Source organism: Mesorhizobium sp. 128a (genome assembly GCF_053848025.1).
Genome location: NZ_JBSPKY010000008.1, coordinates 101,160 through 121,948, shown reverse-complemented (window position 1 = coordinate 121,948; position 20,789 = coordinate 101,160). Strand labels below are relative to the sequence as shown.

21 protein-coding genes and 2 tRNA genes are annotated in these 20,789 nt (G+C 58.6%); 20 read left to right on the top strand and 3 right to left on the bottom strand.

Translation table 11 applies throughout. From position 1 onward, the window contains the following. Positions 1–9 precede the first annotated feature (9 nt). The gene (locus tag ACWTU9_RS15485; protein WP_455859034.1) at positions 10–1,512 is read right to left on the bottom strand and encodes a winged helix-turn-helix domain-containing tetratricopeptide repeat protein; all 1,503 of its coding nucleotides are present in this window, start codon (positions 1,510–1,512) and stop codon (positions 10–12) included. 265 nt (positions 1,513–1,777) lie between these two features. On the opposite strand from ACWTU9_RS15485, the gene ACWTU9_RS15480 reads away from it, so the two are divergent. Both ACWTU9_RS15480 and ACWTU9_RS15475 read left to right on the top strand, forming a co-directional pair. Further along, complete coding sequence (locus ACWTU9_RS15480; RefSeq protein ID WP_455859033.1) at positions 1,778–2,044, top strand: hypothetical protein; 267 nt, start codon at positions 1,778–1,780, stop codon at positions 2,042–2,044. Positions 2,045–2,099: 55 nt separating this feature from the next. Then, positions 2,100–2,372, top strand: a complete 273-nt coding sequence (locus tag ACWTU9_RS15475; RefSeq protein WP_455859032.1) for a hypothetical protein — start codon at positions 2,100–2,102, stop codon at positions 2,370–2,372. 1,204 nt (positions 2,373–3,576) lie between these two features. Here the strand turns inward: ACWTU9_RS15475 and ACWTU9_RS15470 are convergent. Further along, the gene (locus ACWTU9_RS15470) at positions 3,577–3,882 is read right to left on the bottom strand and encodes a hypothetical protein (RefSeq protein WP_455859031.1); all 306 of its coding nucleotides are present in this window, start codon (positions 3,880–3,882) and stop codon (positions 3,577–3,579) included. A gap of 333 nt (positions 3,883–4,215) precedes the next feature. Here ACWTU9_RS15470 and ACWTU9_RS15465 point away from each other — a divergent pair, with 333 nt between their 5' ends. From ACWTU9_RS15465 to ACWTU9_RS15435, 7 genes are all read left to right on the top strand, one after another. Continuing rightward, a complete protein-coding gene (locus ACWTU9_RS15465; protein WP_454574256.1) occupies positions 4,216–4,524 on the top strand; it encodes a putative quinol monooxygenase in 309 nt (102 codons plus the stop codon). Positions 4,525–5,395: 871 nt separating this feature from the next. Further along, the gene (locus tag ACWTU9_RS15460) at positions 5,396–6,670 is read left to right on the top strand and encodes a tyrosine-type recombinase/integrase (RefSeq protein WP_455859030.1); all 1,275 of its coding nucleotides are present in this window, start codon (positions 5,396–5,398) and stop codon (positions 6,668–6,670) included. A 220-nt stretch (positions 6,671–6,890) separates the two neighbouring features. After that, positions 6,891–7,085 carry a helix-turn-helix transcriptional regulator gene (locus ACWTU9_RS15455; protein ID WP_455859029.1) on the top strand — a complete coding sequence of 65 codons (195 nt, stop codon included), beginning with the start codon at positions 6,891–6,893 and terminating at the stop codon, positions 7,083–7,085. Positions 7,086–7,156: 71 nt separating this feature from the next. Then, positions 7,157–7,543, top strand: coding sequence for a hypothetical protein (locus ACWTU9_RS15450; protein WP_455859028.1), 387 nt, complete (start codon positions 7,157–7,159; stop codon positions 7,541–7,543). Positions 7,544–7,628: 85 nt separating this feature from the next. Then, complete coding sequence (locus ACWTU9_RS15445; RefSeq protein ID WP_455859027.1) at positions 7,629–10,007, top strand: bifunctional DNA primase/polymerase; 2,379 nt, start codon at positions 7,629–7,631, stop codon at positions 10,005–10,007. Positions 10,008–10,270: 263 nt separating this feature from the next. Next, complete coding sequence (locus ACWTU9_RS15440) at positions 10,271–10,669, top strand: hypothetical protein (protein WP_455859026.1); 399 nt, start codon at positions 10,271–10,273, stop codon at positions 10,667–10,669. Positions 10,670–11,199: 530 nt separating this feature from the next. Further along, on the top strand, positions 11,200–12,201 hold the full coding sequence (locus ACWTU9_RS15435) for a hypothetical protein (protein ID WP_455859025.1): 1,002 nt from the start codon (positions 11,200–11,202) through the stop codon (positions 12,199–12,201). Here the strand turns inward: ACWTU9_RS15435 and ACWTU9_RS15430 are convergent. Continuing rightward, on the bottom strand, positions 12,198–12,383 hold the full coding sequence (locus ACWTU9_RS15430) for a hypothetical protein (RefSeq protein ID WP_455859024.1): 186 nt from the start codon (positions 12,381–12,383) through the stop codon (positions 12,198–12,200). The genes ACWTU9_RS15435 and ACWTU9_RS15430 overlap by 4 nt on opposite strands. A gap of 370 nt (positions 12,384–12,753) precedes the next feature. Between ACWTU9_RS15430 and ACWTU9_RS15425 the strand changes: the two genes are divergently transcribed. The 11 genes from ACWTU9_RS15425 to ACWTU9_RS15375 all read left to right on the top strand — a co-directional run bounded on the left by ACWTU9_RS15425 (position 12,754) and on the right by ACWTU9_RS15375 (position 20,779). Continuing rightward, positions 12,754–12,829 (top strand) — tRNA-Met (locus ACWTU9_RS15425). A 121-nt stretch (positions 12,830–12,950) separates the two neighbouring features. Beyond that, positions 12,951–13,026: transfer RNA gene (locus tag ACWTU9_RS15420), tRNA-Thr, on the top strand. 141 nt (positions 13,027–13,167) lie between these two features. Next, positions 13,168–13,371, top strand: coding sequence for a hypothetical protein (locus ACWTU9_RS15415; RefSeq protein WP_455859023.1), 204 nt, complete (start codon positions 13,168–13,170; stop codon positions 13,369–13,371). A gap of 13 nt (positions 13,372–13,384) precedes the next feature. Next, positions 13,385–13,624 carry a YodC family protein gene (locus tag ACWTU9_RS15410; RefSeq protein ID WP_455859022.1) on the top strand — a complete coding sequence of 80 codons (240 nt, stop codon included), beginning with the start codon at positions 13,385–13,387 and terminating at the stop codon, positions 13,622–13,624. 641 nt (positions 13,625–14,265) lie between these two features. Further along, complete coding sequence (locus tag ACWTU9_RS15405; protein WP_455859021.1) at positions 14,266–14,652, top strand: hypothetical protein; 387 nt, start codon at positions 14,266–14,268, stop codon at positions 14,650–14,652. Further along, a complete protein-coding gene (locus tag ACWTU9_RS15400) occupies positions 14,618–16,528 on the top strand; it encodes a terminase large subunit (protein WP_455859020.1) in 1,911 nt (636 codons plus the stop codon). Before ACWTU9_RS15405 ends, ACWTU9_RS15400 begins: the two co-directional genes overlap by 35 nt. After that, a complete protein-coding gene (locus ACWTU9_RS15395; protein ID WP_455859019.1) occupies positions 16,529–17,809 on the top strand; it encodes a phage portal protein in 1,281 nt (426 codons plus the stop codon). Further along, positions 17,806–18,435, top strand: a complete 630-nt coding sequence (locus ACWTU9_RS15390; protein ID WP_455859018.1) for an HK97 family phage prohead protease — start codon at positions 17,806–17,808, stop codon at positions 18,433–18,435. The genes ACWTU9_RS15395 and ACWTU9_RS15390 overlap by 4 nt, the downstream gene beginning before the upstream one ends. Before the next feature lie 107 nt (positions 18,436–18,542). Beyond that, complete coding sequence (locus ACWTU9_RS15385) at positions 18,543–19,814, top strand: phage major capsid protein (protein ID WP_455859017.1); 1,272 nt, start codon at positions 18,543–18,545, stop codon at positions 19,812–19,814. A 56-nt stretch (positions 19,815–19,870) separates the two neighbouring features. After that, positions 19,871–20,059 (top strand): hypothetical protein, encoded by a 189-nt coding sequence (locus ACWTU9_RS15380; protein WP_455859016.1) that lies wholly within the window; start codon positions 19,871–19,873, stop codon positions 20,057–20,059. Positions 20,060–20,194: 135 nt separating this feature from the next. Beyond that, positions 20,195–20,779: a head-tail connector protein gene (locus ACWTU9_RS15375; RefSeq protein ID WP_455859015.1), complete on the top strand. Its 585-nt coding sequence runs from the start codon at positions 20,195–20,197 to the stop codon at positions 20,777–20,779. The last annotated feature ends 10 nt before the right edge of the window (positions 20,780–20,789 follow it).

The following is a 20,789-nucleotide window of genomic DNA, read 5'->3' as shown; positions in this document are numbered from 1 at the left end:
AAGGTGCGTTCACGCGGGAAAACCGGCCTTTCTCAAGCCTGACGTGAAAAGCTCGAGGGCGACCTGGTCGGCGAACGGGAGACCTGACATCATCCGGAGAGTCAGGCCGTGTTTCCTCGTCAGTGCTTCCTCGACCTCAGCGCGAGCCTTCTGCGTCTCGCCCAAATGTGCGTGCGCCGCTGCGAGGAAGGCATGAATAAAGAATTGGTCACCGGCCTTCTGATACGAACCGACGGCTTCCGAATACCTTCCAAGCAGGAAGAGCGAGCTGCCCTTCACCTCCCAGAACCATATCGGAGGCAATGGGTCGCGCAGGAGCGCAGTTTCGAGCACGTTCAGGGCCGTCTCGGCCTGTCCGCCGTAGTTGAGCCAGCTTGCGTAGTCCCCCGCTATGTTCACGTCCAGCGGGTTCAACGAGCGCGCCTGCTCCAAATGCACTCCGGCATCGCTGTGCCGGCGCATGTGCGTAAGCACCAGCCCCATGCTCTGGTGACAAACACCGTCGCTCCTGTCGAGAGCGAGCGCCGTCCGTGCCGATTCCCAGGCCTTCTGCAGCGTCCGCGGATCGTTGTCGTACCAAAATCGGCTAACAAGGGCCTGCGCGAGGAAGGCGTGGCCTTGGGCGAACGTCGAATCGAGCTCGACACACCGAACGAACAGAGGCTCGGCTTTGTCATTTTCATATCGGTAGAAGTGCGCGCGCCCCTGCAGGTAGTAGTCGTATGCATCCCACTCGGCCGGAGGCTTGCGTCTGGTCCGGCTTGCCGAATCTGCCTCCGTTTGGCCTTCGACCATCGAGGCAATGAGAGCGGCCACCTCGTCTTGCAATGCGAAGATGTCGTTGAGAGCCCGGTCGTAGCGTTGAGCCCACAGGTGGGTGCCGGTGGCGGCGTCGATCAACTGTGTGGTGATCCGAATACGATCACCGAGCTTTCGCACGCTGCCTTCGACGAGGTAGCGAACTCCGAGTTCGCGATGGACTTCGTCAATGTCCAATGCCGGATGGCGAAACTGAAACGATGAATTGCGCGCGATGACAAGGAGGGAGCGGAACCTGGCCAGTTCCGTAATAATGTCCTCGGTTATGCCGTCGCTGAGATACTGCTGGTCCTGATCGCCGCTCAAGTTGGCAAAGGGCAGCACCGCAATTGACGGCTTGCCGGACGGTGGTGTCGGTCTGCGGGATGCGCTCGCCACCGGCTCGACAGTCCCGATGAAGCGGTAGCCGATACGAGGCACCGTGGCGATCCACTCGCCGCCATTGTCAGCCTGACCGAGTGCCTTTCTTAATGTCGCGATCTGGACGGTAAGGTTGCCTTCCTCAACGGCGGTGCCAGGCCAGGCAGCGTCCATCAGTTCGGCCTTGGTCAGGATCTCACCGGGCCGTGCCGTAAGCGCAGCAAGCAGCGTCAACCCACGATGCCCAACAGTGATCGGGATCTGCTCCTTATAGAGCGTCCCGATATCGGGATCGAGTACGAACGGACCAAAAGCGATGCGAGTCCCCTGCATGGGGGCATATTAGACGTTTCGGACGTTTTCGGAACAGTTTCGGCACCGCTTAAGTGCCGGCGTCACTTTCGAAGCTTGTGCCCATCCCGCCACGCCAGATATTCAGCTGAAGTAGCGAAGTCGCCGCCGGTCCCCCCGGGAGGCTGCTCCTCGGGGCGGCTGCGCAAGCGACCAAACTGCCATACTTGCGCGATTGCTAAAATAATAAATAATGGTCAGAAGGGTGTGGGAAGCCGTTGGGGAGCGTCGGAAAGGGGTTGGGGCCATGTATTTTCCGCAGTTTGTGGTGGGAATGCTGGCGACATCAGTGGTCGTTGCAGTTTGGGCCTATCTCGACACGGGGTCCATGGGGAAGGGCGTAATCTGGGGCGTCATCGCCGGTTTTCTGTTGCAGGCGGGGTATTTCGCGCTTGTGTTTGGGCTTGTCTACGGGCGGCGGGACACTGAGCAGGAAGCGAAGGGCACCAATCCGGACGCCGCCAAACAAGCCGAACGCGCAGCTTCGCCGCCGTTGCGGACAAAACGTGGTTGACGTCAAGTCAACTAGGCGCAATCATTTCGGATTGTGTAAGGTGAGGGGCGTTTCAATGAAACTCGTTGTCTTTGGCGTAGCAATAGTATTGGCCGCCACCGGAGCGGCTGTTGCGAAAGAGAAGAAAAAGGTGGCCACCGCTCAGGCTGCAACCTCGTGTTCCGCAGCTCATATGAAGGCTGGCAGCAAGCCGACCACGAAACGGGGTTGCAAATCGACAGGCACCGTGGTTGCGCGACCCTCAAATGTGGGCGCAAACTTCCTGGATCACTATAGTCCGCGCTTAGGGTATGACACCAGTCCGTGGTTTCAAACTGGCTATAATTGACGGCGGCTTCGGCTTCCGGGCTCTTCCATGCGCGAACGTTCGCTGCCATTCCGCGGATGCTTGTTCGTGCATATTCGCTGCATGGCCAGAAAGTCAGCCAAGTCGTTAAAACAGGCTGCGCTTGGAGATAGCCAAATGCGCCTTCCGCCTCTCTCCACCTAAAATGGGCAGATCCAAGGGCCCGACATGATCAGAGGTGCTTGCGCATCTCATGCAAGCCGGTCGGTGGAATCAACGCCTCTGTAGGCCGCTTCCTCTTGCTCAGGCCTTAATATTAGCAACGATTAAAATACGAGAATGTCCGTGGCAGGGTTGTTAGCAAACTCCTGCTATTGTGCGACCTGGTGTCAGGTGGGTGAAATTGTGCTGATGCGCGGAGCTGGATGGATCAAGGGTCTGAGGGAAGCTGAGGCTCGTAACCTGAGAAGCGAGATCAGTCGGCTCGAAATAGACTTGATCGCCGCTGCCAATTCTCAGGGTAAATCCAGGCTGCATGACGTCGCGCACGCACTGCGATTCCAGAAGGCGCGCCTGGAACGTCTGGAGGAGTGCCTCGCCTCAATGACGTCGAATGTCCGGTCAGCGGCTTCCGCAACGCCGACTCGTGAAGGCTGCCGATAAGCGAACGAGTGGCCCCCAGTCTCACGGTGGCGGGCCTTTCGCGTGGCGCTACGCTAACGGGCATTCTTTTTGTCATTCGCCGCCGCAAGTTGCCGCGATTGGTCAAAAACGCCACCGGAAAGCGACGTGGTTGGTTGCTAAGCAGCTTCTTGGAAACCACTTGTCGTAACCGTTGATTCAACCATTGCTAGTATACAGAGGCGTGGAAGCGGCTCCGACACTGCGCTTGGGTTGGGGGGTTGCCGGAGCCGCCTGCGCAGTCCGGTTGGGGTTTGACCGCGCCGTCCTATTTTGGGACAGCGCGGTCAACGATTCGTTAAAATTTTCCAGAACTAATAAAGCGCGTGCTTAATGGACTCCCGATCTTGCGAGTTTGAGCATGCTCCGGTCCGAAATGGGCACTGTCCCTTTTCAGCACTGAAATACTGGCACCGCTCTTGCTGCATACCACTTTTGCCGGCTGATCCCCGGTCCTGATCGCGTACTCTGATCAGGTTGTAGGCTCGCCGGGCTTGAGGCGGTTGGGGTCTTCGCCCGGCGAGTTTCTACCAAGCCAAGCGAGGGTGGAGACGCGGGGAACGTTTCAGGCCTTGCCGACGAGCCGCGTTTTCCGCTTTGGCGCAACATAGCTCTCGACCAAGCGAACGTGCTCGGCATCGACGGTCACGAGCGGCCGAAGGCTGATCGTCACCTTATCGCCGTCAACGCGCGTGACCTGGCCGGTGAGCTCCATATGCTGGCCGATCACGGCCTTCGAAGTCGAATCGACAACCGAATGTGGGAAGGCGTAGGAGGGGATGGTCACGCTGATGCGATCGGGCGTCACCCGCCCGCGCACAATGGCAGTGACAGCGACATCATCGCCTACTTTGATATTACCCCGAGCCATGCCCAAGACTCGGGAGCGGCCCGCGCTGGCGTCAAGATGAGCGGAACCTAATATAACCGGCGCGCTTTCTCTTCGATGAGCACGCGCGGGACCGACTTTCTGTATAAATGGATCTCGGACAATGTGCCCGAGAAGGCCGGAGCCGGAATGTCCCGCCTTCTGTAGCGGTGGAACCGCAACGCCTATCGCGGGTTGTGTATGCAGCGGTCGATTTCCCTTAGGGAATGTAGCCGCTCCCATCGAGAACGCTGCTTGTCCCCCGAATTCTGCCGCCAGGCACGAAGGCGATTGGTAGCGATAGACACTAGCAAAAGATTAGAACGGGAGAACAGAATGACAAAGTTCGCGCTGTACGTTCCGCTTGAAGCCAAGCCCGGCAAGGAGAAGGAGGTCGCGGACTTCCTGAAGTCGGCGGTTCCTTTGGTGGAAGCCGAACCCGGAACCATCACATGGTATGCGATTCAGGAAGGGCCTTCGTCTTTCGCAATATTCGATACCTTCGACGACGAGGGGGGACGTGACGCGCATCTCAACGGGAAGGTCGCCGCCGGATTGATGGAGAAGATCAAGGCAGGCGACATGTTTGCTAAGACACCGGAAATCCAGAAATTGGGTGTCATCGCCGACAAATCGGCGAAGTAAAGATCTTTGCCAAGATCAACTTGAGGCACTTATCGGAAAAGCGGCCCGGCACTTGGGGCGGGTAGGCCAGTAAGCACCGGGCCTAACCGGCAGGGGCATCAAGATGGCGGCGCCGGCTGACGGGATATATACGTGCTCGCTAATATAGTCGGAACACCACCAAATGAACGAACGACGCAACCAAAGGGTGAGCCCGCCGCGCTGGCGCCGCCCTGATGGCAACGTGGTGTTGATGAAGCGTCGGTGAATCTTGCGTGGATCGGTCCGTCCACCTTGGCAAGATGGCCGGCGCCGTGGGTGGGGTTTATGGTGGGCAGCGCCGGCCAATGCGGGGTTGGGGACCCGCGAAAATCAAGCTATCTGAGTCGTTGGCGGCGCGAATGCGTGTAATCACGTAAGCTGTCCCTAATGCGCCGGATGCCCGGGAAGAACTGCCGCTATGGTGAATAGTGGGTTACTATCCACAGGGCGCTCAATCATGCGGGAGGGCGACGACGAGCGCGAAGCCGACCATGGCGACCATGACGGCCCGTGCCTCATATCTGGAGGGCAAGGGCTCTGAAAATCTATCAGCGTGTTAGTTTTGGCCCGCTGCCTTCACGGTGGCGGGCTTTTGGATTCGAAAGGCAAGCTATCCGGTCCGGCGTACATATACCGTACATAACCGAAAAATCGCCGGTTTTGCAGCTTCGCCAAGTGCTTGGAAATGTTGGCTCCCCGGGCCGGAGCCATTATGGCGATTTTGCTGGCCATCTCGTGCACCTAAGGCCGTCGCAAGCGCTTGCAAACAAAGGAGCTCTTGAAACCTGCAACCATATCGTCTACCGCTAGCAACACGCCCCATAGCGGGGAAAAAGCGGGGAAGACGGTGATGGGGAGCCATACTCGGAACGTTCTTACGGTCAAGAAAATTGAGGCAGGCAAGGGGCGGAAGTTGCGCGATGGTGGCGGGCTCTGGCTCGTGACCAAAGGCAAGGGCAGGTACTGGATTCTCGACTATCGCTTCGGTGGCAAGCGGCGCGAGATGGGGTTGGGGCCGCTGCATGCTGTCGGACTGGCCGAAGCGCGCCAGGAGGCCGAAGCGGCGAGGGCGCTTTTGCGGAAAGGCATTGATCCTGTCGAACATAGAAACGGTGCCGCCATCATTGAGGCAGCCTGCGCGGCAGTCGCAGGGAAGACGTTCGGCACGTACGCTGATGATTACATCGACGCCGCCGTGAAGGCCGGGCGCTGGCGCGGTGCGAAGACGGAAGCCGGTTGGCGAAACACGCTAACCAACCACGCCGCGCCGCTTCGCTCAAAGGCGCTTGCCGACATCGGCGTGCAGGACGTGCTTTCCGTCTTGCGGCCGCTTTGGGGGGAAAAGCAGGAGACGGCAGAGAAATTGCGCGAACGCATCGAGCGCGTGCTTGATGCGGCGAAGGTTGAAGGACTCCGGAAGGGTGACAATCCGGCATCATGGAAGGGGAACCTAGAGCATGTGCTCCACAAGCCCGACGCGCTGGCTAGCGCCGGCCGATACCCCGCGTTGCCGTACAAGGATATGCCAGCGTTTATGAAGAAGTTGCGCGCCGTCGATGGCGTTGGCGCAAGGGCGCTGGAGTTCACCATCTTGACGGTTACCCGTAGTGGTGAGGTGCGCGGTGCTAGGTGGGACGAAATCGATCTTGGCGCCAAAATGTGGATTGTCCCGGCTCAGCGCACTAAAACCGGTAAAGAGCATCGTGTGGCGCTCTCTGATCCCGCCATTGCGCAACTCAAGGCCACGCCGCGCTTTGAGAAGAATGCACTCGTCTTCCCGGCGGTGCGCGGTGGGGAGCTTTCCGATATGACCTTAGCTGCGGTTATAAAGCGAATGCACGCATCTGAGCGGAGGGCCGGTCGTGGAGGGTGGGTAGATCCCAAGCAACTTGACGATGCTGGCAAGCCGAAGATCGCCACGCCTCATGGTATGAGATCGACCTTTAAGGACTGGGCAACTGAGGTGTCGGATCATCCCCGAGAGCTTGCCGAAATGGCGCTCGCCCACGCCGTAGGCGATGCCGTCGAGCGAGCCTATGCGCGCGGCGATGCGCTCGAAAAAAGGTACCGGCTCGCAGCCGACTGGGCTACCTATTGCGGCTTGTTGTCGCAATCAAAAAAATGACTTGACATTTTAATTTGTTGCGAGGCCATTTTTGTCTTGACTTTTTAATGGAAATCGCCTATACGTGTCAACATTGGCGACCATGTCGTCCTTGGGCTGCCGGTTATCCGGTCGTAAGCCTCCACGAAACGGAGGTGGCGCTGAGCGTCGGTCAACCCTTTCCCAATCAATACATTGATTTTGAATGCGCTCAGTTCTTGTCGAGCGCTAGGAGGGTTATGTGAACGACAACCATCAATTACTTTCTCTGAACGATGCAGCCAGGCTTACGTCGCTGTCGCGATCGATGTTGAATCGGTATCGAGCGGAAGGGCGATTCCCCACCGCTGTACCATTGGGTGAGAAGAGGATCGCCTTCGTCGCATCGGAAGTGCGCGAATGGATTGCCGATCGCATCGCGGCGAGGGCCGCTTAACACCCACCTTCAGCACCATCAAAAAATCCAGACTGCCTCCCAATAACCCGCGCCCGCGGGATGGAGTACCTATGACCAATCGTATATCGCCTCGGCGTTCCGCAGCCCAGGTCTCGCGCACCAAGGGTTTTGCCATTGCCATCGATTACTTGGACGGCCGACCGCACGACGCGCGGCTGATCGACAAGTCGCCGGTTTTGTTTCCGGAGAAGGTGGTCCGCAGCGGCATCGAAGAGAGTGGGCATCGTCGCTTTGGCCTTGTTGAGTACGCAGGGGTGGGGGAGCCGCCGCCTTCCGGTCTCATTCGTCATGTGGCCGATGCCTTCTTTGTCGACGCACGCATTGCCAACTTTGCTTGGCAGGCAATCATCGAGAAGATCGACAACGACGCATCGGATATAGCTGCAGCAAAGCCTGAAAACGCGTTCCCGGGCTTTCTCCGAAAGATTGCCGCCTAATGATCCTACGAATTCCGATCGACGTGGGCGACGGACAGTGCTCTGCCGCCCGCACGCAGTGCTATTGCCCCTTTGGAGAACTTGTATGAACGCTCAGCCTGCCGCACTGGAACTGGCGCTGCATTATCAAAGCCTCGGCGTTCCGATTTTTCCATGTCGATCCGCCGACGAAGATTCATTCGACGTCACGACGGGTGAAATCACCACCAAGAGCGAGAAATCTCCGCTCACTCATTATGGCCTCAAGGATGCGACTAAGAATGATCACATCGTCAGGACGTGGTTCGGCGGGCGCTATCCGAACGCATTAATCGGCGTGCCAACCGGCGAAAAGCTGGGCGCTTGGATACTTGACGTTGACATTAAACGCCTCCCTGACGGGACGATCGTAAATGGCTTCGAGACGCTGAAGGCGCTCGAGGACATCTACGGGGAATTGCCTGAAACCGCGATGGTGTCCACAGCCAACGGCGGACGGCACTATTACTTCAAGCACGTAGAAGGCGTACGCAATCGGGGCGGGCTGGGCGTGGCGCTGGACTGTCGTGGCGATGGTGGCTACGTGATCGGGCCGGGTAGCGTAATGGCGGACGGTCGCCGCTACGAGTGGGTGGACTACGACGGCGACGGCCTCCCCGAGTTCGCTGATGCTCCGCAATGGTTGCTCGATATGGTTTTGCCAAAGTCGTTCGAGGCGTCGTCGCCCTCCGAATGGTCCGGCCGGCTGGTACCGGCAGGCGACAACCCTGCTTGGGTTGCGGCTGCGGTCAACGACGAGCTCGATACGCTTGCCCGAAAGCAGGCGCCTGGTCGCGGCGAACTGGTGAACAGAACCGCGTACAAACTTGGCCAGTTCATTGCTGCCGGGGCGCTCGATCGAGGTGAGGCCGAGACCGATCTCTTCGCGGCGGCCCGAGCCAATGGCGTAGTTGCCAAGGACGGCGATAAAGAAATCCGCGCAAAGATCCGGCGCGGCATCGAGGCTGGTTTGCGCCTTCCTCGGTTGGTGCCGGAACGGTCGGCAAACGACAACTTGCCGGAGGCTGACCCTGAGGCCGTGGCCCAACTAATTGCGAACCACGATGCGAAACGGCAGGCTGCGGAAACACTGTCCGAAAATCGCACGCAAACTTCGGACAACCTGCCGGCCGCCATCGAGGAGCTTCCGGACTATCATCTCGACGCCGTCGCTGATCTCGAATCGCTGACGTGCCCTGGCGGACTGGTGCAGGATCTTGTTGATTGGATCGTATCGAGCGCGGAGCAACCAAGCCGCTCGCTCGCACTGGCGGCTTCGTTGCCAATGGTGGCGGCGCTGATGGGGCCGCGTTATTCCACGGGTAGCCGCGATACGCGTCCAAATATCTACTCGGTAGCGCTCGCCGAATCCGGCTTCGGCAAAGAACACGCGCGATCTCAGATTAAGCGCCTGCTCGCGGCTGGCCATGGCGTGTTCGACTCGTTCGGTGGACCGGCGCGCATCATGTCGGCCTCAGCGCTTCGCGAGGTGCTTGAGGCGCATCAATCGGTCAACTGTCAGATTGATGAGTTCGGCGGCTTCATTCGCGAGATCACCGACAGGCGGGCAGGGAGCCACCAGCGGGCGATATCGACAGACTTGCGCGACTACTACAGCGCGAGCGCAACCTACTTCGAAGGCGCTGCTTATAAAGGCAGCCCACCAAAACGGATCCACAATCCCAATCTGTGCATTCACGGCACTTCAACGCCCGAACAATTCTGGTCGGCGCTCTCCTCGGCGAGCGCAGAGGACGGCTTATTGCCTCGCCTGGTCCTCTTTAATGTCGATACGGCGCCACCAGCGGCGGTCAAGCCAGCGCAGGATGTGCGCTACGTTCCGACCGCGTTATTGGATAAGATGGCGGATGTGGCCGGCATCGATGTTGTTAAAAAGCGAACGGGCAACCTGGCCGGCATAAAGCTCCAGACCTTCGCGGCCGGCACCCTCACAACGCCGCACGTTGTGCCATGGACCGATGGTGCCGTTGCGCTGTTCGACTCGGTCAAAGAAGCCGTGTCGGAACATGAAAAGCGCGTGGTGCCGGAGGCACGACCCTTCGTTCGACGCATCATCGAAAATGCAATCAAGTTAGCCCTGATCGTGGCTGTAGGCATTAACCACGCCGAGCCAATGATAACGGAGGCGAACATTGATTGGGCATCGTCGCTGGCCTGGTCGTGCGCGGCGGGAATGTTGTCGCAGGTAACAGAGCGGCTGTCGGACAATCCGCGAGAGGCGAATTACAAACGCATTGCCGCGATGATCAGGGCCGCAGGCAGCAATGGTATCACCGCGGGGCGGCTGGCCGACCGCTTGAAGTCGATAGACGCACGCCAGCGTGATGAAATTATCAAGGATCTGAAGGAAGCGGACCTAGTCCACGAAGAGTGCGCCAGCACGGGTGGCCGCCCGAAAAGAAGGCTTGTTTTTTCCACGCGCTAGATTCGTCCTTCGGATGAAAGCCTCATGGCTGATTTCGTATCGGCGGAAAGGGGTACGGTGGAAGACGAAACTCTAAGGGAATATATAGGAGTATCAATAACTTATATATACATACATACCTTTTATCCATTCATCCATTGATTCAGTGATTCAGTGAGATTCATAGGCAACACGACTTGCATAGAAGGCACCCGGAAAATTCGGATTTTATCCATGCCGCCAATCCGACCGGAACAGGTCATATAGGGAGACATGACTTCTTCATGGAACACGAAAAAATTGAGACGCTCGTCGAGAGCTACACACCGCGAAACGACCAACAGCGCAGGAGCCTCATTGATCCGGTCTTCGGATGGCTGGAGTCGAGTCGGCAGCGGGACAAAGTCGAAATCGCGCGCCGTGAAATCCACACGCGCTTCAAAAAAATGGAGGAGGGGATTCTCTCACACTTCGCTCGTTACGTCGGCGGCGAACGGTACGTGAGCGAAGACGAGGCTTGGCGGCTCGCGTGTCGCCAGCGCGAGTTTGTTCGCGAGTGCTGCGCCAGGATGGCCGAAGGTAAGGACGGCGAGCCAACATCCCTCTCGGAAGCCATCCGACAGATCGACATAAGCGAAAATGTCAGAGTAATTCCCGATTGCAGCAAGCGGGCGCAAAAATGAGCAGATCCACAACGACCCGCCACGGCTCTACTTCGCAGACGGACTGTTGGGATTGAAGCAAATGGGCCGCGAGGCATGAAGGCCCAGTCGAACCGGTTCAAAACCAACTGGACTGGCAATGACAATGAGCCGGTCAAAGCGAATTTGCTACGCGCATAGACTTTATTTTTCGCGCTTCCCTGATGGACGGAGCTTCGGCGCCTTTTATGTGATGGGTGCCATTTCTTGCCGCGCTAACTCAACGCCAACAGCCCACATTTCGAGGAAGACAAAGATGCAGAAGTCTGGTCGATCGCTGACATGACCGAAACGTGGACCCACTCGCAACTGCGGATCACGGAAAGCCAGGCGGACTTCCTTAGGCGCGGCTTTCTGCAACACTGGTCGGCCGCTTTCGCTGACCGCACTCGGCGCAGCCTCGAACAGCGGAAAATGCTGTCATGGCGACCAGCCGGTGACGGCACTTTCGGTTTGGCCGCCAATGTCAAGGGCCGAGCAGCACTCGAGCTTTTCAACCGCGGGAGCAGACATTGAAAAAGGGATCCTTGGCCGATCAGCTTTCGGCATTGCTGGCCTATCGCAACCGTCCTGACCTCGATGCACCGGTTGAGACTGCCGGCACGAACTGGAAAAAGCAGCCAGCCAACGACAATGCTAATCCAGAGGAAATCGCGAACACGCACGTTGAAAGGCGATTGGCGATAAGGCCAACGCTATCCGCGCTCTTTCGAGAGTCAGCAAAGGTCGACTTCCGTCAGGTTCCGGTTGCTGACGCGAGAAAAGCCAAAGGTGAGCATGATATTGAACTTTATCCTGTCGCCCGTGATGTGGAGTACGGCTTCGCCACAGACGATAACGGCAAGCGTCACAAGGTCGTGGTTCGAATCGGATCCTTACGCTTCAGCGACGGCACGCAAACCGAGAAGGGTTTTGCTAGAGGGATCGACGGAAAGCCGATCATGAAGGACTTGACCATGCCCGTTGGAGCTATGCTGCGGACCAAGGATCAGCAAGAGCGAATGCTCGGCGGTAGCGGTGTCAGTAACGCGTACGTCGAACAATCGAACTTGTATTTCGCCCAATTGCTCGGCGCCATTGAGCCGCGGTACGTCAAAGGCACCAAGCGCCGCCAAGGACGCTCGTATTCGGCCGAGGAAGCTCGCACAACGCTTGCGGAGGCGTATGCCAACACACCAGCGCTGCCGCCCGTGAAGCGGTACCGCAAGGGTCTACCATGCGGCAGCAAGCGCGTGGCCGAAAGCTTCCTCGGCATGCAGAAGGGCGGGAAAGGCGAAAGCGGGTCGGTGGCCTGGCAGGACGTGGCAGCGCACATCGCAAACCGAGAGGTTTGGGAGGCTACCTTGGCCATGCTGTCGGACGCAGACACCAAGGTGTTAGACAGGGCACTTACGGCCAGCAGTCTGGCCGATCTTGGTGATGGCGGCCATAGGCGCACGCGGGAGCGGCAAGGGCGCCGTAAACTGCAGGCGGCGAATGATAACCTGGCCGAAGCACTGAGAATGGCCGCCTAGCGCAGCGTCAAAGTTGGCCGCTGCATTTTAGTCAAGATGGCCATCGCAAATGGCGCGGCGATGGCCAATAACTTCTGTGGCACGATTTTTTCGGCGAAGAGTTGGCCGTCCAAAAAAATCTGCCGCGTTGTGCCGCATTTCAGGATTTCGTGGTGTGGACAAGTGAAGGGATGATTTGACATCCCCACACCTTCCGCAATGCGGACGCTCGGTTATGTGGCGGTACAGATGCTTGTGCATCACGGCGCCACCGCTGAACCGGGCGTGACTTTTCGGCAGTTCCTTGGGCCTGGCCCCGACATCGCCTAGTTGGCCAGATTTGGCCCTGCGGTGGCTGCCAACGTATCGCCACTTCGCGCGTCCTCCTCCCGCAGCGTTGTGGCGTTTCTGCCTCGCTCCCATTGCTGGTCGCCTTGCGCCTGGCTGTGGTTGAGCGAGGCACCAATTCAGAGCATCCGGGTACAAACCGGGCATGCGGGTTGATCGCCGCATAGCGGATAGGTGAAAGAGCGGATGAAGGGTTAGCCCTCCGTACTTACCTATCATCATTCTAGCGCGGTAGAGAAGCGGCATCTCGCCAGGCTCATAACCTAGGAGATCGCGGGTTCGAGTCCCGCTCGCGCAACCAAATTTGACGAAGTATCGGGTGAAAGTCCCGACCACGGAGCAATGCTGGAACACCACGCAAGGACGTGCCAGCCAACGAGAAAAGTTCCGGGCTAGCTTATCATACATAAAGCTCCGTCAATGCCCGTGTAGCTCAGTCGGTAGAGCGCCTGCCTTGTAAGCAGGATGTCCGGAGTTCGATCCTTCGCTAGGGCACCATTCCAGAGGAAGCAACGATGTCTAAAGATCGACCGCGACCACCCTAACAGGGTGAAGCTCGTGCAGAAGAGTACCGGCCTTGGAAGCCGGATGACGGTGGGCAGAACACCGCACCCTGACCAATTCAACGGAGGAAAACCCATGACCACTGCCGTTGTGGTGACGGTGCCAAATGGCGCCAACTATCGGGCCAGCGTGATCAACTACGATCTGGCCGATGGCGATTGGGTTGAGGCCAGCACGGTACACGTTGAGCCCGGCAAGTCCAGCACGCTTCACGTTTGGGATACGCGCTCTCTGACCGTTCTTGAGGTTGGGCTTAGCGACGCACCAGTAGTCAACTGAAGGAGGAAAACACATGAACGCACACTCTTATGGCGGCGACAGCCCTTGGTTCAATGGTGTACCGCTGCCTGAGACCGAAGACACTTTTGCGGTTGGCGATCTCGTCACGCTGCTCAGTGGCGGTCCAGCGCTTACCGTGATCCACGTATGCGACTGCGGCACGGTTGAGGTTGCATGGTTCGATGGCGCTAGCCTGTCCGTGCAGGACTTGCCCGAGGAAGCCCTCGTGTATTGGGCTGACGATGATGATTAAGCGGCTGCTCGACAAGGTACGTCAGTGGTTTGACGATTGGGTGATGCGGGCGTGGGTCTGGTATCATCTCAACGCCTATGACGCACGACACCTCGCGGCGCGATAGGCGATCGGCTGAGGCTGCCGAGTACAGAAAACTCTATTCAACGGCACGCTGGCGCAAGTTGCGCCTGGTCAAGTTGGCACAGCAACCGCTGTGTGAGTGGTGCCTCGAGCAGGAGATAGTCGAGCCTGCAACCGAGGTGCACCACACCGATGGTGGACACAAAGGCGATGTGTCCAAGTTCTGGGCTGGCCCATTTCTCAGCACCTGCAAAGCATGTCACTCGAGCCGAGGACAACGCGAAGACAACGGCAAGACGGTCATTGCGTTCGGGCCTGACGGCTGGCCGCTTTGACTGAGGCGATACTTGATGATGCTTCGTGACGCGAAGTCGATCGATGAAAATAAATCGACCGATATTGCAAAACGCAAGAATATTGCGCCGATTTCACTTGACGGCCACCCACCCTCGTGCTATAATAGGGGGTTGGGTAGGGGGTATGGTGATGTCCCAGACATCATCGCCTAGCGACCGGCGTCCCCCCACAGCGCACGCATCTGCAATTCAAAATATGACCCCTGCCTAGAGGACATCACCATGGCGAGGCCGAGAAACCCGCTCGCCAAAGCCAAGGCTGAAGGTCGGGAAAAAATAAACGCTGGACGCTTCAAGAATCGCTCGGAACCAAAGGCTGGCGGCCCGCTGGGCGCTCCACCAAAGTGGATCGTTGACACTGACACCAGCAAAACCAAATCGGCCTGGCATCTTTTCCAGAAAGACATGCCATGGTTGAACCAGTCTCACCGAATACTGGTTGGAATGGCGGCGGGCATTCAGGGCCGCATAATGGCGGGGCAGGAAGTTGGCGTGCAGAGCATGAATCTACTTCGGCAGATGCTTGGCCAGATGGGCGCAACGCCAGCTGACGCGACGAAGATCACGGTGCCCGATGAAAAAGAGGACAAAGACGATCTGCTCGACTGATGTCGGGCCGGCTCTTCGGCGCATCAATGCTTACGCCGAGGCTGTTCTTGCCGGCGACGCAGTTGCTGGCCCGCATGTGCGGAATGCCTGCCGGCGCCACTTTGACGACTTGGCCGCGGGGGCAGGGCGCGGTCTGAAGTTCGATGACGATGCTGCGCAGCGCGTTTTCCGGTTTTTCGAGGAGCGCTTAAAGCTTTCAGAAGGCCAGTTCGAGGGCAGGCCGTTCAATCTGCATCCATCGCAGGCGTTCAAACTTGGTTCGATCTTCGGTTGGAAGAAGGCAGACGGCTCCCGCCGTTTTCGGCGCGTCTACATCGAGGAAGGTAAAGGCAATGGTAAGTCGCCATTCGCTGGTGGCATCGGACTCTATGGTCTGATGGCAGACAACGAAGCGGGCGCCCAGATATACGCCGCCGCGGCCAAGAAGGAGCAGGCGGCCATCCTGTTTCAGGATGCCGTGAAGATGGTTCGCGCTGCTCCAGAGTTGGAGGAGCGTCTGAAGTTCAGTGGCGGAATGGGGCGCGAGTTCAATATCGCGCATCATCGCTCCGGATCTTTCTTCCGACCGATTTCGAAAGACAGCGGCAAGTCTGGCAGTGGTCCGCGCCCTCACTTTGCCCTTGCGGATGAGGTTCACGAGCATCCCGACCGCATGACCATGGAAATGCTCGAACGCGGGTTCAAATTCCGGCGCCAGCCGCTCCTACTTATGATCACCAATTCCGGTAGCGATCGGAATACGGTTTGCTGGGAAGAGCATGAGCACGCTGTGCGCGTAGCGGCCGGCACGCGCGAGCCTGACGACGATTTCACGTATGTCGGCGAGGTGTTGGACGATACGACCTTCGCGTATGTCTGCGCGCTCGATAAGGACGACGATCCGCTAGATGATCCGGCGTGCTGGGTGAAAGCCAACCCGCTACTTGGCACGATTTTGACCGATGACTACCTGGCCGGCGTTGTTGCGCAGGCGAAGCAGATTCCGGGCAAGCTTAATGGCATCTTGCGGCTCCATTTTTGCAAATGGACCGATGCTGACCAGGCGTGGATGCCGCGCGCGACTGTCGAAGCTGTCATGGACGACTTCGATCCGGAGGATGAGCACGCTGAAGGCCCAGTATTCTTGGGAGTTGACTTATCTGGCAGCAAGGACATTACGGCTCTGGCTTGTGTGATCCCGACTGGCTTCAAGGATATGCATCGCGATGACGGCACGTCGGTAAATCTGCCGACGTTCGACGCATGGGTTGAGGCCTGGACGCCAGGCGATACTCTGAAGGCTCGAGCCCTAGCCGACAAGGCACCGTACGAGCAGTGGGTCGCGGATGGTTGGCTTAATGCCCCGCCAGGCCTGCGCATTCGCTTCGACTACGTCGCGGCGCGCGTGCAGCAGATCGACCAGATATTCGATATCCGAGCGATCGCGTACGACAAGTATGCGTACGACAAATTTCGCGAAGAAGTCGAAGCGTTAGGCGTAGAAGTTGAGCACGTGCCCCACCCGCAGGGCGGCAAGGTTCGTGCAAGACCGAGCGATGCGAAAGTCGAGGCCGCGAAGGCGGCAGGCGAGCCAATTCCACAGGGGTTGTGGATGCCCGGCTCCGTGTCTGCGCTTGAGGACATGATTATCGACGGACGCATTAGGCTCCGCCGCAGTCCGGTGCTGATGACCGCCTTGATGGGCGCCACCTTTGACCGAGATCCGCAGGACAACAGGTGGTTCGTGAAGCAAAAAGCTTCGGTGCGCATCGACGTCGCCGTGGCTCTTTGTATGGCTGTCGGCGCCGCGACTGACGGTGGGTCGATTGTGTCTCAACCGACGTCCCCTTGGGACGATCCAAACTACAGCCTTCTACAGCTTAGATCGGCGGGATAAATGGCATTTTATGACTTGTTTTCCCGCCGAACCGCGAGAAACCGGCAGGAAAAGCGCAATACCATTGAGAATCAGAACATTCCGGTAAGCGCCGAGAACTTCCTCGCATATTTCGGCCTACAGTCGGCAAATCTGCCCGCCGTCTCGATCGACAGCGCCCTGGCCGTGCCTGCCGTGTGGGCGGCTGTGGCATTTCTGTCGCGCACGCTTGCGGCGCTTCCGCTGCATGCCTACCGCGAGACAAAAGATGGCCCCAAGAAACTGACAGGCCGCCTTGAGGCCATTGTGCATGATGCGCCAAATCCAGAGCAGGGATCGTTCAAGTTCTGGCAGTGGTTTTGGCAGCAGGTTTTTACGGGTGGCCGCGGCTTTGCGTGGATCGAGCGCACGCCGCAGGGCGTTGATTCATTATGGCCTATGGATCCGACCAAGACGACAGTTCGGCGTGTTGGCGGAAGGGTACTCTACCAGTTTGGTGATGCTACACACCCGGTCAAGGAATACCCTGCCGAGGAAGTTATCGACGTACCGTTCATGCTTTGGCATGACGGACTGAGGCACTACGGCCCAATTACGATGGCGTCAAAGGCAATTCAGCTTGCCTTGGCGATGAACGACTACGGCTCGAATTTCTTTGCTGGTGGAGGCGTGCCGCCGCTCGCGCTGCAGGGTCCGGTGCCGGTGGGCACCGATGCCATCAAGCGCGCGCAGGGCGATATAAAGCGCACGATCGATGCGGCTAAGAACGCTAATGATCCGATCTTCCCAATTCCGGGTGGCTACACGCTGAATCCGGTTGGTCTTGATCCGGCTAAGGGTCAGATGGTTGAAGCGCGCCGCTTCCAGGTTGAGGAAATCGCGCGGGCTTACCAGTTGCCGAAGGTCTTCTTGCAGGATCTTACCGGTGCAACGTTCAGCAACACTGAGCAGCAGAATTTGATGCTCGTTCAGCACCTCGTTGGCCAGTGGGCGAAAGCCCTCGAGGACGAATTGAACCTCAAGTTGTTCGGCCGTGGCGGCGGCGGCGGAAAATACATCGAGCACAATCTTGACGGACTGCTTCGCGGTGACTTCGTGACCCGCATGGCGGGCATGTCGCAGGGTGTGCAGAACGGCTTGATTACGCCCAACGAAGGTCGAGCTCTCGATAACAGGCCGGCGATGGAAAATGGCGACAAGCTTTATATCCAAGGCGCCACGGTGCCGCTTGGCAGCAACGCCACGCAGCCTATGCCGCCGGCAGTCAACGACAACAAACTGTATGAGGCCAAGGCCGCATGATTGACCTAGAAAAGCGCAGCGGCGAGTTTGGCGTTGAGTCTCGAGAGGCTGCGGGAACGCGCACCCTCATCGGCTATGCTGCAGTCTGGAATACAGACACCACGATCGGCGATTACTTCATTGAGCGCATTGCACCTGGTGCGTTCTCCGCGGCTCTTCGCGGCGACATCCTGGCGCTCTGCGACCATGACATTGGTCGCGTGCTCGGGCGCACCAAGTCTGGCACACTAAGGCTGTCTGAGGACGCACGAGGCCTCCGGGCCGAGATCGACGTTCCTGACACCACGGACGGCAACAACCTGTGGACGCTGGTGAAGCGTGGCGACGTCAGCGGCATGTCGTTCGCTTTCCGGGCGACTAAGCAGGAGTGGGACGACACGGGTGATTTGCCGAAGCGAACCATTATCGAGGCCGAACTATACGAGGTGACGGCCACCGCGCTGCCCGCATATCCAGACACCACATTGGCGGCGCGCTCGTTGGAAGCCGCTCGCGGCGAGGTGGAGCAGGTGAAGAAGGACGCCGAAAGGCGGGCCGCAGACGCTGTCGCGGCGGCAAGGCGGGTTGCCGAAAGGCGCGCCTCCATGGAGCAGAAGTTTCGGGGCATCCAGGCGGGCGCTTCGTAGTCACCCGGCTTTAGTCCGGAGGGCGGCGCAGTCCGCCATTCAAACCAAGACTGGCTCGTTGGCTCCGCCGTGCGCGGAGGCGGGCTTCTATTGCTTAAAGGTACGACATGACCCTCAGGGAAATGCAGGAAAAGCGCGGCAAACTGGTCGCGCAGGCGCGCGAGGCGCTTGATGCCATCAAGAATAACACCGACCAGGCCCGCGCTGCCGAGCTCGAAAATCGCCACGACACGATCATGGCCGACTTCGACAAGGTCGAGAAGGACATCGAGCGCGAGCAGCGTACGGTGGCTGCCGAAGAGCGCATCAACAAGGCGGCCGAGGAAGAGCGGAGGGCCAGGCGTCCGATCGGTGATGACACCGAGCAGCGCGGCCAATCCGATAGCGACAAGCCGGAATATCGTTCGGTGTTCTACAAGTATCTCGCCGCGGGCGCATCACTTGAAGACCTTAGCGCCGAAGAGCGCACCATCCTGCGCGCTGGTGTTGTGGACATTGAAAAGCGCGTTCAGACCGGCGGATCCAACACTGCTGGCGGCTACACCGTCCCGGTCGAGCTGCAGAGCATGCTCGTGCGCTCCATGAAGGCCTTCGGCCCGATGTATGACGCCACTATCGTCAGCGAACTGAACACCTCGTCCGGCATCGCACTGCCGATTCCGACGACTGACGACACCGGCAACACTGGCGTCGCAGGCACGGAAGGCGCGGACCTGACCGACGACGGCTCGGCCGACGTCACGTTTGGCCAGAAGCAGATCGAGGCTTATGACTTCAATACGAAGTTCGTGAAATTCTCCTGGCAGTTGGCGGCCGATTCCATATTTGCGATGGAAGCCGTTCTTGCCGATCTGCTTGGCGAGCGCCTTGGCCGTCTTGCCAACGCACAGCTCACCACGGGCACCGGCACATCCGCGCCGCACGGTATCGTCACCGCAGCCAGCCTTGGCAAGACCGCTGCGGCAACGAATGCGGTCACCTTTGACGAGGTCATCGATCTCGTACACGCGGTCGACCCTGCCTATCGCGAGTCGCCAAAGGTGCGATTCATGTTCCACGACCTCACGCTCTCTGCTCTTCGTAAACTGAAGAACGGCGAGGGTGAATATATTTGGCAGATGGGCAACATTCAGAACGGCGTTGCTAGCAACATCGTCGGATATAACTACAGCATTAACCAGGCAATGAGCACCCTGGCCACCGGCAACAAGACGATGCTGTTCGGCGACTTTTCCAAGTACTGGTGCCGAAAAGTGGGCGCTCCTGTAATTGGGGTACTCAGGGAAAGATTCTGGCCGAATCTCGGGATCGCCGGCCTGATCCGCTTCGATGGCGAACTCCTCGATGCCAACGCCGTGAAATATCTGGCACAGGCGTAAGCTAATCGTTACGGGGCGCTCGATAGGGCGCCCCAACCCTACAAGGAGAACGGCCTATGCCCGATACTTCATACAACACCAAAGTTTACCACAAGCTTGGCGGCGACGAACTCGTTGTTGCCAACGGCGGGAAGATCACTATCGAAAGCGGCGGCACAGTTATCGTCACGCTGCCGACTGCCGACCCGCATGTCGTTGGCGCGCTTTGGAACAACGCCGGCACTGTGACGGTAAGCGCTGGCTAATGCTGGTTCGTATGCTCGTCGGCTTGTCTGGATCGGCCTACTGTCTAGTGCCTGGCGACGAGCGCGACTTCCCGCGGGATGAGGCATTGCGCCTCATTGCTGCGGAGTTTGCCGATCCGGTTGCGGAAACCAAGATTGAACGCGCGGTTGCTTTACCGGCGACAGAACGGCGCGGGAGGCGCACCAAAAATGTGGTACCCGCCGAAGGTGACGGTAGCGCCAACCAGCGAGCCGGTCTCACTAGTTGAGGCAAAGCGGCAAGTCCACGTCGACTTTGACGACGATGACGACAGTCTGACTGGCATTATTGCAGCCGCTCGGAATCATGCTGAGAAATATTGCGGCGCATATCTTGCGACGCAGACCGTTGCGACAGAGGCAGAAGGCTGGTGCGACTTTGCGCATCTACCGGTAAGGCCAGCGCAGTCGGTGGTGTCGGTGGGGTACACGGACAGAACTGGTAGCACGCAAACGCTTGCCACTACGGTCTATGAATTGCGCGGCGACGCTATTGTGCTGAAGTACGGCCAGGCGTGGCCGCCTATCCAGCCCGGCTCGCTGATCTCACTAACCGTCGTTGTCGGCTTCGACCCTGTTGAGCCAGCAGTCAAGCACGCGATTTTGATGCGTCTTGCTGATCTTTATGAGAACCGCGAGAGCGCGCCAGACGCGGATTGGACGTCGTTCGATTCGCTGCTGAGCAATCACAGATATTACTAACCGCGGCATT

Excerpts from the sequence above, each read along its gene's own strand:
- ACWTU9_RS15385 (WP_455859017.1), top strand. The coding sequence starts at position 18,543 with ATGACCCTCAGGGAAATGCAGGAAAAGCGCGGCAAACTGGTCGCGCAG.
- ACWTU9_RS15430 (WP_455859024.1), bottom strand. The coding sequence starts at position 12,383 with ATGTCAAATCATCCCTTCACTTGTCCACACCACGAAATCCTGAAATGC.
- ACWTU9_RS15480 (WP_455859033.1), top strand. The coding sequence starts at position 1,778 with ATGTATTTTCCGCAGTTTGTGGTGGGAATGCTGGCGACATCAGTGGTC.
- ACWTU9_RS15380 (WP_455859016.1), top strand. The coding sequence starts at position 19,871 with ATGCCCGATACTTCATACAACACCAAAGTTTACCACAAGCTTGGCGGC.
- ACWTU9_RS15445 (WP_455859027.1), top strand. The coding sequence starts at position 7,629 with ATGAACGCTCAGCCTGCCGCACTGGAACTGGCGCTGCATTATCAAAGC.
- ACWTU9_RS15400 (WP_455859020.1), top strand. The coding sequence starts at position 14,618 with ATGAAAAAGAGGACAAAGACGATCTGCTCGACTGATGTCGGGCCGGCT.
- ACWTU9_RS15405 (WP_455859021.1), top strand. The coding sequence starts at position 14,266 with ATGGCGAGGCCGAGAAACCCGCTCGCCAAAGCCAAGGCTGAAGGTCGG.
- ACWTU9_RS15485 (WP_455859034.1), bottom strand. The coding sequence starts at position 1,512 with ATGCAGGGGACTCGCATCGCTTTTGGTCCGTTCGTACTCGATCCCGAT.
- ACWTU9_RS15390 (WP_455859018.1), top strand. The coding sequence starts at position 17,806 with ATGATTGACCTAGAAAAGCGCAGCGGCGAGTTTGGCGTTGAGTCTCGA.
- ACWTU9_RS15465 (WP_454574256.1), top strand. The coding sequence starts at position 4,216 with ATGACAAAGTTCGCGCTGTACGTTCCGCTTGAAGCCAAGCCCGGCAAG.
- ACWTU9_RS15450 (WP_455859028.1), top strand. The coding sequence starts at position 7,157 with ATGACCAATCGTATATCGCCTCGGCGTTCCGCAGCCCAGGTCTCGCGC.
- ACWTU9_RS15460 (WP_455859030.1), top strand. The coding sequence starts at position 5,396 with ATGGGGAGCCATACTCGGAACGTTCTTACGGTCAAGAAAATTGAGGCA.
- ACWTU9_RS15410 (WP_455859022.1), top strand. The coding sequence starts at position 13,385 with ATGAACGCACACTCTTATGGCGGCGACAGCCCTTGGTTCAATGGTGTA.
- ACWTU9_RS15395 (WP_455859019.1), top strand. The coding sequence starts at position 16,529 with ATGGCATTTTATGACTTGTTTTCCCGCCGAACCGCGAGAAACCGGCAG.
- ACWTU9_RS15415 (WP_455859023.1), top strand. The coding sequence starts at position 13,168 with ATGACCACTGCCGTTGTGGTGACGGTGCCAAATGGCGCCAACTATCGG.
- ACWTU9_RS15475 (WP_455859032.1), top strand. The coding sequence starts at position 2,100 with ATGAAACTCGTTGTCTTTGGCGTAGCAATAGTATTGGCCGCCACCGGA.
- ACWTU9_RS15440 (WP_455859026.1), top strand. The coding sequence starts at position 10,271 with ATGGAACACGAAAAAATTGAGACGCTCGTCGAGAGCTACACACCGCGA.
- ACWTU9_RS15470 (WP_455859031.1), bottom strand. The coding sequence starts at position 3,882 with ATGGCTCGGGGTAATATCAAAGTAGGCGATGATGTCGCTGTCACTGCC.